Origin of the sequence: Arenimonas sp. GDDSR-1 (genome assembly GCF_025980345.1) — a bacterium.
In the GTDB taxonomy this organism is placed as follows: domain Bacteria; phylum Pseudomonadota; class Gammaproteobacteria; order Xanthomonadales; family Xanthomonadaceae; genus Arenimonas.
On record NZ_JAPDUI010000060.1, the window covers coordinates 1 to 11,586 of the forward strand.

General features: G+C 64.6%; 10 protein-coding genes. 5 read left to right on the forward strand and 5 right to left on the reverse strand.

The genetic code is table 11. The features are described from left to right. A partial coding sequence (locus tag Q0W88_RS08930; protein WP_297802434.1) for a DUF1993 domain-containing protein occupies positions 1-446 on the forward strand: 446 nt, incomplete at its 5' end. Positions 447-521: 75 nt separating this feature from the next. Continuing rightward, positions 522-899 (forward strand): DUF2237 domain-containing protein, encoded by a 378-nt coding sequence (locus Q0W88_RS08935; RefSeq protein ID WP_297802437.1) that lies wholly within the window; start codon positions 522-524, stop codon positions 897-899. A 57-nt stretch (positions 900-956) separates the two neighbouring features. Here the strand turns inward: Q0W88_RS08935 and purL are convergent, their stop codons facing one another. The 3 genes from purL to xerD form a co-directional block, all read right to left on the reverse strand. Next, positions 957-4,823, reverse strand: a complete 3,867-nt coding sequence (purL, locus tag Q0W88_RS08940; protein WP_297802440.1) for a phosphoribosylformylglycinamidine synthase — start codon at positions 4,821-4,823, stop codon at positions 957-959. Positions 4,824-4,912: 89 nt separating this feature from the next. Next, on the reverse strand, positions 4,913-5,677 hold the full coding sequence (locus Q0W88_RS08945; RefSeq protein WP_297802443.1) for a thioredoxin fold domain-containing protein: 765 nt from the start codon (positions 5,675-5,677) through the stop codon (positions 4,913-4,915). A 99-nt stretch (positions 5,678-5,776) separates the two neighbouring features. Then, positions 5,777-6,727 (reverse strand): site-specific tyrosine recombinase XerD, encoded by a 951-nt coding sequence (gene xerD, locus Q0W88_RS08950; protein WP_297802446.1) that lies wholly within the window; start codon positions 6,725-6,727, stop codon positions 5,777-5,779. A gap of 47 nt (positions 6,728-6,774) precedes the next feature. Between xerD and Q0W88_RS08955 the strand changes: the two genes are divergently transcribed. Next, positions 6,775-7,215: an RDD family protein gene (locus Q0W88_RS08955; protein WP_297802447.1), complete on the forward strand. Its 441-nt coding sequence runs from the start codon at positions 6,775-6,777 to the stop codon at positions 7,213-7,215. Here the strand turns inward: Q0W88_RS08955 and lptG are convergent. After that, on the reverse strand, positions 7,212-8,306 hold the full coding sequence (gene lptG, locus Q0W88_RS08960) for an LPS export ABC transporter permease LptG (RefSeq protein WP_297802450.1): 1,095 nt from the start codon (positions 8,304-8,306) through the stop codon (positions 7,212-7,214). The genes Q0W88_RS08955 and lptG overlap by 4 nt on opposite strands. Continuing rightward, on the reverse strand, positions 8,303-9,379 hold the full coding sequence (gene lptF / locus Q0W88_RS08965) for an LPS export ABC transporter permease LptF (RefSeq protein ID WP_297802456.1): 1,077 nt from the start codon (positions 9,377-9,379) through the stop codon (positions 8,303-8,305). Before lptF ends, lptG begins: the two co-directional genes overlap by 4 nt. 89 nt (positions 9,380-9,468) lie before the next feature. On the opposite strand from lptF, the gene Q0W88_RS08970 reads away from it, so the two are divergent. Next, positions 9,469-10,944, forward strand: a complete 1,476-nt coding sequence (locus tag Q0W88_RS08970) for a leucyl aminopeptidase (RefSeq protein WP_297802453.1) — start codon at positions 9,469-9,471, stop codon at positions 10,942-10,944. Positions 10,945-10,952: 8 nt separating this feature from the next. Further along, entirely contained in the window at positions 10,953-11,384 is a 432-nt protein-coding gene (locus Q0W88_RS08975; RefSeq protein ID WP_297802459.1) for a DNA polymerase III subunit chi, read from the forward strand. Positions 11,385-11,586 lie beyond the last annotated feature (202 nt).

Consider the following 11,586-nt stretch of genomic DNA (forward strand, 5'->3'; position numbering starts at 1 on the left):
ACGCCTGCCTTGACAAAGCCCAGGCCCATGCCGAAACCGTCGGTTTCGACATCACCACCCTGTTCGACGCACGCCTGGCCCCCGATATGTTCCCGCTCGGCCGTCAAATCCAGATCGCCTGCGATTTCGCCAAAGGCGTGAGCGCCCGCCTGGCCCAAGCCGACATGCCGAACTTCGAAGACACCGAAACCACGCTGGCCGAGTACAAGGCCCGCATCGCCAACACCATCGCCTTCATCCAGACGCTGCCGGCCGATGCCTTTGCCGGCGCCGAAACCCGCCAGATCGTGATCATGCGCAAAGACACCAAGCGCGAATACAGCGGCCTGGACTACGCCCACCACGCCGGCCTGCCGAATTTCTATTTCCACGTCACCACGGCGTACAACATCCTGCGCCACAACGGCGTGCTGATCGGCAAGAAGGATTTCATCGGTAGCGTCTAACGCCCCATCCCCCTTTCCTGAAAGGGGGATGCGCGAAGCGCAGGGGGATTCACGCCCGAACCAAGGAATGAATGCATGAAGATCGATGAATCGCTGAATGTGTTTGGCGAACCACTGGAGCTGTGCGGCGAGGACCCGGTGACCGGCTTCTTCCGCGACGGCAAATGCAATACCTGCACCGAAGACACAGGCTCGCATACCGTGTGCGTTGAAGTGACGCGGGATTTTTTGGAGTTTTCCCGGTTCCGGGGCAATGATTTATCCACGCCGATGCCGGAATACAACTTCCCCGGCCTGCGGCCCGGCGACAGCTGGTGCCTGTGTGCGGGCAGATGGCTGGAAGCGGCGGAAAACAACATGGCGCCCAAGGTTCACCTGAAACGGACCCATATACGCGCGCTGGATATCGTTCCGTTTGCGCTGCTGAAGCAACATGCGGTGGATCTGAACTAGACTCCGCAGCCGATCAGCGCCCACAAAAAAGCCCGGCATCGCCGGGCTTTTCGTTGCTTAGTTCACCCACTTCCGCGCGTTGACGAACAACTGCATCCACGGCGAGAGTTCGCCCCACTCTTTCGGATGCCAGCTCATCTGCTTGCTGAAGGCCACGCGCTCGGGGTGCGGCATCATCAGCGTGGCGCGGCCATCCAGCGAAGTCAGGCCGGTAATGCCCATCGGCGAGCCGTTCGGGTTGGCCGGATAATTGCTGGCCAAGTCGCCGGCGTTGTCGATGTAACGCAGTGCGGTCGCTGCGGCGGCCAGGTCCTGATCGGCTGCGAACGCGGCGCGGCCTTCACCGTGCGAGACCACCACCGGAATGCGCGAACCGGCCATGCCGGCCAGCAGAATGGACGGCGATTCGACCACTTCCACCAGACTGAAGCGGGCTTCGAACTGCTCGCTGTGGTTACGCAGGAAACGCGGCCAGGCCTCGGCACCGGGAATCAGCGCTTTCAGTTGGCTGAGCATCTGACAGCCGTTGCACACGCCCAGCGAGAAGCTGTCCTGGCGCGCGAAGAATTCAGCGAACAGCGTGCGCAGGGCTTCGCGTTCCAGAATGCTGGTGGCCCAGCCACGGCCGGCACCCAGCACATCGCCGTAGCTGAAACCGCCGCAGGCGGCCAGGCCCTTGAAGCCGGACAGATCGGTGCGGCCGGCAATCAGGTCGGACATGTGCACATCCACCGCCTCGAAACCGGCACGGGTGAACGCGGCGGCCATTTCAATCTGGCCGTTGACGCCCTGCTCGCGCAGAATGGCCACGCGCGGCGCAGCACCCGTGTTGATCATCGGTGCTTCGGGGACGAACGTCAGCTGCGGCTGCATGCCGGGCGCATCGAACCGGCGCGCGGCCTCGAATTCGGCATCGGCGCATTCGGGGTTGTCGCGCAGTTTCTGCATGGCGTGCGTCACCGACCACCAGGCATCGAACAGGGTCTGCCACGACCAGGCGGCCACGGTGTCGTTGTCGCGCAGCACGCGGATGCAGTCCAAGCCGTTCGGTTTGGCCACGCGCTGGGCGCAGTGGGTCAGATCGCATTGGTTGATCAGATCGGCGAAGGCGGCGCGGTCGTCTTTCGCCACCTGCACCAGCACGCCGAGTTCTTCGTTGAACAGGCAGGCCAGATCGTTGTTGCCCCAGTGATCGAGTTTGATGTCGAGACCGCAATGGCCGGCGAAGGCCATTTCGCACAGCGCGGCGAAGGCACCGCCGTCGGAACGGTCGTGATACGCGAGAATCAATTCCTGCTTGCGCGCGCGGATGATCAGCTGCGCCAGCGCGGCCAGCAGTTCGGGCGCGTCCAGATCCGGGCACTCGCCACCGAAGCGGTTCTGCACCTGGGCCAGAATGCTGCCACCCATACGTTTCTTGCCTGCGCCAAGACCGATCAGCCAGATGTCGGACTCAACGGAAGTATCCAGCACCGGTGTGGATTGCGTGCGCACATCGTCCACGCGCGCGAAGGCGGAAATGATCAAGGACACCGGCGAGCTCGAGGTCTGCGTTTCGCCGCCGCTCTGCCAACGCGATTGCATCGACAGCGAATCCTTGCCGACCGGAATGCTGATGTCCAACGCCGGGCACAGTTCCATGCCCACCGCATGCACCGCCTGATACAGCGCGGCGTCTTCGCCCGGCTGGCCGGCCGCGGCCATCCAGTTGGCCGACAGTTTTACTTCATCCAAACCGGCAATCGGTGCCGCCAGCAGGTTGGTGATCGCTTCGCCCACCGCCAAGCGTGCCGAGGCCGCCGCGTTCAACACGGCAATCGGCGTGCGCTCGCCCATGGCCATGGCTTCGCCGGCGAATCCGGTGAAATCGGCGCTGGTGATGGCACAATCGGCCACCGGCATCTGCCACGGGCCGACCATCTGGTCGCGCGCGGTCAGGCCGCCGACGCTGCGGTCGCCGATGGTGATCAGGAATTGTTTGGCGGCCACGCTCGGGTGCGCCAGCACTTTCAGGCCGGCTTCGTACACGCCGATGCCGCCGGCGTCGAACACCGGGTGCGCATCGATGATTGGTGCCACGGTATCGCGCTGCATTTTCGGCGGCTTGCCGAACAGCAGATCCATCGGCATGTCGATGGCGCGGTCCTGCGGGGCGATGGCGTCCACGGCGCCGCGTTCAGCGCCGTAAGCCACGATCAGGCGTTCCTCGTCGGTGGCGATGCCGACCGCCGCGAACGGGCAGCGTTCGCGCTCACACAGGGCTTGGAATTCGGCCAGATGTTCGGGCGCGATGCCGAGCACGTAACGTTCCTGCGACTCGTTGCACCACAGCTGCATCGGCGACAGCGAGGGATCATCGCAGGGCACTTTGCCCAGATCGATGATGCCGCCCTTGTCGGAATCGTGCAGCAGTTCCGGGATGGCGTTCGACAATCCGCCGGCACCGACGTCGTGCATGAAGCGGATCGGGTTGGCGTCGCCGCGCGCGAAGCAGCGGTTGATCACTTCCTGGCAGCGCCGCTCCATTTCCGGGTTGTCGCGCTGCACCGAAGCGAAATCCAGCGCCTCCGAACTCTGCCCGGACGCCACCGAAGAGGCCGCGCCACCGCCCAGACCGATGAGCATGGCCGGACCGCCGAGCACGATGACGATGTCGCCGTCGCGCATCGGCAGTTTCTGCACCTGGCCCGGATCGACCGTGCCGAGGCCGCCGGCCAGCATGATCGGTTTGTCGTAGGCGCGCACGTGCGTAGCATCGCTGCCGGCCAGTTCGAAGCTGCGGAAATAACCGGTCAGATTCGGCCGGCCGAATTCGTTGTTGAATGCGGCGCCGCCAAGCGGGCCGTCGGTCATGATCTCGAAGGCCGAGGCCATGCGCGGGTTCAGCGCGCGCGGCGCTTCCCAGGTTTGCGGCAAGGTCGGAATGCGCAGGTGCGAAACCGAGAAGCCGGTCAGCCCGGCTTTCGGCTTGCCGCCGCGGCCGGTCGCGCCTTCGTCGCGGATTTCGCCGCCGGCACCGGTCGACGCGCCGGGAAACGGCGAGATGGCGGTCGGGTGATTGTGGGTTTCAACCTTGATGCAGAACGCGCTGGCGGCGGCATCGCCGAAGCGGTAGTTGCCGGCGTCATCGGCGCGCAGATGGCGGGCCACGTGGCCTTCGATGACCGCGGCATTGTCTTTGTAGGCACTCAGCGTGTACTGCGGCGCGAGTTTGTGGGTGTTACGAATCATGCCGAACAGGCTGTGCGGCATGTCTTGGCCGTCGATGCGGTACGATGCGTTGAAGATCTTGTGCCGGCAGTGTTCGGAGTTGGCCTGCGCGAACATCATCAGTTCTGCATCGGACGGATCGCGGCCGAGCGCGCCGTAGCGGTCCTGCAGATACGCCACTTCGTCTTCGCTCAGGGCCAGACCGAGTTCGGCATTGGCCTGCGGCAATTGGGCGATGGCCACACGCTGCAGCGGGCCACGCGCCGGGGAAGCGAACAACGCGCCGGCCTCATCAAGGCTAGCGCACACGCTTTGGGTCATCGGATCGGACAGCAGCCGGTCGATGTCGCGCCACAGCGGGTCGCCTTCCGGCGGCATGCCCAGCAGATCCAGACGCAGGCCGCGTTCGGCGCGACGCACCGGCAAGCCGGCGCCCTGAAGGATTTCGGTGGCCTTGCTCGACCACGGCGAGCGCGTGCCCAGACGCGGGGTCACGATGCGCGAAACCGCGCCGGTCAGCGCTTCAACGCGTCCGACGCAGCCTTCCAGAATGCGGCCGAGGGTGGCGGTATCGTGCAGTTCCGCGTGGGTATCGACGAAATACAGGTGCCAGGCACCGACGATGCTGGCATCGGGAACGATCTGTTGCAGGCGGGCTTGGAGACGGTCGCGTCGGAAAGCGGATAAGGCCGGAAGGCCTTCAAGAACGATCATGGCTGCACGCTGAGGGGGTTTTAGCCCGACATTTTACCTTATCGGCCCGAAGCCGGCCGGTTTTTCACGGCCATTGCCTTCTCATTCCGTTATTTATTCTGCTTTTCCAGGGCTTTGAGCATGTCGGCCGGGCTCAGGTAGCCGCCGATCTGGGCGCCATTGGCGGCATACACGGCCGGGGTGCCGTCCACGCCGATTTTCTGGCCGAGATTGTAATCGGCGGTCACGAAGTTCGTGCAGTTCTTCTTCGGCAGGGTCTTGCCGGCCTTGGACGAGGTCATCGCCACTTTGCGGTCGGGCGCGCACCACACGTTCACCGCCTTCTGGAAGGACTCGGAACCGATGCCGGCGCGCGGGAAGAACAGGTAGTCGACGGCGATGCCGAGCTTGTTGTATTCGGTGATCTGCTCGTGCAGTTTGCGGCAGTAGCCGCAGTCGATGTCGGTGAACACGGTCACGCGGTATTTCGGCTTGGCCGGGGCGAAGCTGATTTTCTGCGACGCCGGCACGGCGGCCAGGATGGTACGGCGCTCGACCGCCTCGCTGGCATCCGTCAGGTTGCTGCGCGTATTCAGATCGATGATCGACCCCTGGAACAGCAATCTGCCGTCATTGCTGACGTACAGGATCTGGCCATCGACCACCACTTCCTTGATGCCGGCCAGCGGCGAAGGCCGGATGGCGCTGATTTTCACCCCGGGCACGACCTTGGTCAGCGACTCGCGGATGGCGGCATCGCCGGCAGAGGCGGGTGCGGCGGCGGGCTTCTTGGCCGGCGCGGGCGCGGCGCTCTGGGCGCAGGCCTGCACGCTGAACATCATCAGGGACGCCATCAGGATTCGGGAAAAAGTCATGGGTTTCAGGTCCGATTTCATCAAGCCGTTATTGTGCCACAGCCGGCGTGAACGCCGCGACAGCGCGGGACGAACGGCCGGCCGGAAGCGATGGACGGCTCAGCCGCGCGGGTGGTGGGCGCGGTGCATTTTCTTCAGGCCCTCTTTGGCGATCAGGGTGTAGATCTGGGTGCTCGACAGGGAACTGTGCCCGAGCAGCATCTGCAGGGCGCGCAGATCGGCGCCGTGGTTGAGCAGATGGGTGGCGAAACTGTGCCGCAGCACATGCGGGCTGACACGTGCCGGATCGACCCCGGCCGATTGCGCCCGGCGCTTCAGCGCCACCCAGAACTGCTGCCGGTTCCAGGCCTGCCCGCCGGCATCGACGAACAGCGCGGCCACCGAACGCTTGCCGACCCGGGCCGGGCGCACTTCCTGCAGATACCGCTCCAGCCAATGCTGGGCTTCTTCGCCCATCGGCACCAGCCGTTCCTTGCTGCCCTTGCCCATCACCCGCAGCAGGCCCTGGCGCAGATTGACCGCCGCCGCCGGCAGATCGACCAACTCGCTGACGCGCAGGCCGCAGGCGTACATCAGTTCCAGCATGGCGCGCAGGGTGGTCTGCTCCGGCGCCTCGCCGGCATCGGCGCGCAGCAGCGCTTCCACCTGCGATTCGGACAGGGCTTTGGGCACCGGGCGCGGCAGGCGCGGCATGTCCAGCAGACGGGTCGGATCCTCGCCGATGCTGCCGCTGCGTTTGATCAGCGCATAGAACGCCCGCAGACTGGACAGCAGGCGGGCATTGCTGCGCGCGGCATAGCCCTGGGTCACGCGCCAGCCCAGATAGTCGAACAGATCGGCTTGCCCGGCCGCATGCAGGCCTTTGCCCCGCGTTTCCAGAAAGCCGGCCAAGCCCAGCAGATCGCGCCGGTAGCCGGCCAAGGTCGCGGTCGACAACCCATGTTCAGCCCACAGACGCTCCAGCGCGGACTCGATCTGCTTCAGGGTTTCGGCATCAACCGCGGTGCGGGCGCGGGCACGCTGGCGGATGGCATTGGTTTTGGCGCTCATGCCGAAAAGCTTAGCGCGGATGCCGGTTCACCGCTATGCTAATGCGCATGTCCGACTCCCCTGCCCGCATCAGTGCCGTTCCCGCGCATCTTGGCTGGCGCCTGCTGGCGCTGGTCTACGATACGGTGATTTCCATCGCCTTCCTGTTCATGGTCAGCGCGCTGTCGCTGGCCGTGAAGCCGGACCATCGTCCGGTTGAGCCCGGCACGCCGGCGGCGCTGCTGGTGTTCATCGCGATCTGGGCGGTCATCGGCGCCTATGCGGTGCTGTCCTGGCGGCGCGGCGGACAGACCATCGGCATGAAGCCCTGGCGTCTGCAGGTGGTGAACGCCGAGGGCACGCAGCCGGCCTGGCGCGCCTTGCTGATCCGCTATGCGGTGACCAGCCTCAGCCTCGGCACGGTGTTGTTGTGGTGTCTGTTCGACGGCCAGCGCCGCGGCCTGCATGATCTGGCGGCCGGCACGCTGCTGGTCCGGCGCCGGACTTAAATCCGTTTCGCCAGATAGCCCCAGCACAGCGCGAACACGCTCAGCGGCGCCAGCACATAAGCCACGCGCACATCGAAGCGGTACACATCGGACAGGCTGACGAACAGGCGTTCGAGCAGCATGGCGCTGACGCCGACCACGATGCCGAGGAACAGGCTCTTGCCCAATCCGCCCGAGCGCAGCGATCCGAACGCGAACGGCAGCACCGAAAGGCACAGCAGGGCGATCTTGAACGGATAGAACCAGCGGCCCCAATAGGCGGTGCTGAACACGCGGGCATCGAGCTTGTTGCGCTCGAGGTAGTCGATGTTGCTGCGCAGTTCGCGCATGCTCAGATTGCCCGGACTGGTCAGCGTGGCTTCCAGCGACTCGTTGGTGATCTGGGTTTTCCAGGGAATCCGGCCCATGCGCTCGAGCAGCACCGAATCCGGCTTGAAGGTGGTGCGCTGCACGTCGTTGAGCTGCCACTGGTCGGATTGGTTACTGGCGGATTTGGCCTGGGTGATCGACGCCAGCGCACCGTCCTTGCCGACCCGGTACAGGCGGACGTCGGCCAGCTCCAGCCAGGCTTTGCCGCCGCTGCCCTTGGCCGAACCGGAGCGGGCGTTGAAATACAGATCGCCGTCCTTGGCCCAGACCCCGGAATAGCGGGCCAGGGTGAATTTGCTGGCTTTGTGGCTGTTCAGGCTCATCGCCTGTTTCTCGCTGGCGATGCCGACGGTTTCGTTGGTGATGATCATCACGCCCGACAGCAGCACCGCCGGCAGCAGCGCGCCGATGGCGATCTGCAGGCGCGACACGCCGACCGAAGCCATGGCGATCAGTTCGGATTTTCCGGCCAGCTGTCCCAGCCCGAGCAGCAGGCCGATGACCGACACCACCGGCAGCAGATCGTAGGCGCGGCGCGGCGTGGTGAACAGGGTGCTGAGCAGGGCGTAATTCAGGGTGAAGCCGTTCTTGCCGACATCGGAAAAACTGTTGTAGAAGGCATTGATCAGATCGAAACCGAGCAGCACCAGCCAGACCAACGCGATGGTTTTCAGCACGGTCAGCGCCAGGTATTCGGTCATCTCCCGGCCGATGCGGTTCATGCCGGCACCGCCTGCGGCTTGAGCCGGCCGTCACGCCGGAACAGCCAATAACTCAAGGCCGCCATCGGCAGAATCGCCCACCACAATCCGAGAACTGCCGGAATGCGGCCGTTGCCGAGCAGATAGGTGCCGGCCAGCAGGCTCAGCATGCCGAGCAGATAAGCCATCACCGCGAACAGCACCAGACCGTACTGCGGCTGACGCGGTTCGCTGCGCGCCAACGGAATGGCCAGCAGCGCCAGAATGGCGGCGAACAGCGGCAGAGCCAGACGCCAATGCAATTCCGCCCGCGCCGCGGCATCGCCGCGTTTGAACAGGGCCAGCGTGCTGACCGTGTCCAGTTTGTTGGACGGCTTACTCTCGCTCGGCTCGGGGACTTTGATTTCATTGACCTTGAACTGCACCTTGCGGAAATCGCGGCGGCCGAGCTCGCCTTCCATGCGGGTGCCGTTTTCCAGACGCAGGATGCGGGCTCCGCCGACCAGACGCAGATCGCCCTTGCTGGCGGTGATGATGTCGAGCCGGCCGTTATTCTCGCGCTGCACGAACAGGTTTTTGAACTGACGGCCGTCACGGCTGAGTTCGGTCACGAACAGGATGCCGGATTTGCCCGGCAGCTCGACGAAGCGTCCGGGTTCCAGGCCGGAAATCAGGAAGCTGCGGTTGGCCTCTTCCACCATGCTCTTGGCTTGGTTGGCAGTGAACGGCACCAGCCACAGCGAGGCGAAGGCGATCAGCAGCACCAGGGGGGCGGCCACCCAGAGCACCGGCTTCAGCAACTGCTGGCTGCTGACGCCGACCGAGGCCAGCACCGCCATTTCGCTGTCGGCATACAGGCGGGCGATGCCCATCATCAGGCCGATGAACAGGGCCAGCGGCAGCACGAAACTGATGAAACGCGGCAGGCGCAGCATCAGCAGCTGCAGCATCAGCCCGGCCGGCACCTTGCCCCGCGAGATTTCCGCGATCAGGTCGGTCAGAAAACCGCCCACGCTGATCAGGAACAGCACGGTCAGCACCGCGAACACCAGCTGGCTGAACTGTCTGAACAGGTAACGGTTGATCAGCGGCATCGGCACGGGCGGGGAAACTCGGTTCGGGATGAATTACAATAGCAGTTTACCATCATGCGCCCAGCCGGCGCCCGACCGAGAGAAGCCCCATGGCCCTGCGTTTCATTCCTTCCCAAAGCCCCGTTCACACCGATACCAGCGACTGCGTGGTCATCGGTGCGTTCAGCGACAACACCTTCTCGCCCTCCGGCGCGGCGCTCGATGCCGCCGCCGGCGGCCGTTTGAAGGCGCTGGCCGAACGTGGCGACATTTCCGGCAAGACCGGGCAGACCCTGCTGCTGCAGGATGTGGCGGGCGTCGCCTCGGCGCGCGTGCTGGTCATCGGTCTGGGCGATCCGGCGAAATTCGCCGTTCCGCAATACCTCAAAGCCGTTGCCGATGCCGTGCGCGCCCTGCGCAGCGGTCCGGTCAAATCCGCCTACCTGACCCTGAGCGATCTGCCGGTGAAAGGCCGTGACGCCGATTGGGCGGTGCGTCAGGCGCTGATCGCCGCCGATCACGCTGCCTACGAATACACCGCCACCCGCAGCAAGAAAGCCAGCGTGACCCTGAGCGAAGTGTCGGTGCTTGTGGCCGAAGCGCAGATGAACGCCTTCCGTCAGGGCGAAGGCATCGCCGCCGGCATCCAGTTCACCCGCGAACTCGGCAACCTGCCGCCGAACATCTGCAATCCGTCCTATCTGGCCGAACAGAGCCTGCAGATCGCCGCCGAACATGACAACGTGACCTGCGATGTGCTCGGCCGCGATGAAATGCAGGCGCTCGGCATGGGCTCGCTGCTGGCCGTGGCCCGCGGCTCGGCCAATCCGCCGAAACTGATCGTGCTGAAATACACCGGTGCCGGCGATGCCAAACCGCTGGCCCTGGTCGGCAAAGGCATCACCTTCGATACCGGCGGCATCAACCTGAAAGTCCAGGGCGGCATCGAAGAAATGAAATACGACATGTGCGGCGCCGCGTCGGTGCTCGGCACCTTCCTGGCCTGCGCCAAGCTGCAGCTGCCGATCAATCTGGTGACCGTGGTGCCGGCCGTGGAAAACATGCCCGATGCCGACGCCTACCGTCCGAGCGATGTGCTGACCGCAATGAACGGCAAGACCATCGAAGTCGGCAACACCGATGCCGAAGGCCGTCTGATCCTGTGCGACGCGCTGACCTATGTGCAGCGTTTCGAACCGAAAGCGACCGTGGACGTGGCCACCCTGACCGGCGCCTGCATCATCGCGCTCGGCAAGTACGCCGCCGGCCTGATGAGCAAACACGACGACCTGTCCGAAGAATTGCTCGCCGCCGGTGAAACCGTGTTCGACCGCGCCTGGCGTCTGCCGCTGTGGGACGAATACCAGACCCAGCTCGATTCCGTTTTCGCCGATATCTACAATATCGGCGGCAAAGGCGCGGGTGCCATCACCGCCGGCTGCTTCCTGTCGCGCTTCACCGAAGGCCAGCGCTGGGCGCATCTGGACATCGCCGGCGTGGCCAACGATGAAGGCCGCAAAGGCATGGCCTCCGGCCGTCCGGTGGGTCTGCTGAGCCAGTGGCTGCTCGATCAGGCCAAGCACTGAGCATGACGATCCGGGCTGACTTCTACATGATCGCGGGCAAGCCCGCGTTCGTGGCGCAGCCCCTGCTGCTGGTGTGCAAACTTGCCGAGAAGGCCGTGCAATCCGGCCAGCCCTGCCTGATTTTCTGCGAAACCGCCGAACAGGCCGATTTCCTCGACGACCTGCTGTGGGAATTCGATGACGATGCCTTCATTCCGCACCAGATCGTGGGCTTGGAGGAAGACGAAGACACCGACGACACCCCGGTGCTGATCGTGCCGCCGGGCGTGGAAACCGGCATGCGGGCGCTGGTCATCAATCTACGAAACGCCTTGCCGCCGGCCGGCTACCAGCGCGTGCTGGAAATCGTCCCGGCCGACGAATCGGCGCGCGAACCGGCACGCCAGCGCTGGCTGCAGTACAAGCAGCTCGGGTTCGAACTCAAGCGCAACGAGATGTAAAAAATCCCCGCCGCAGCGGGGATTTTTTCAGGCCAGCAATTTTTCAATCGCTTCAACTGCTTTCGGCACGCCTTCGGTCAGGTTCTCCGGACCGGATTTGGTCATCAGGATGTCGTCTTCGATGCGGATGCCGATGCCCTGGTATTTGGCCGGCACGCCCGGCGTTCCCGGCGCGATGTACAGGCCCGGTTCGACGGTGAAC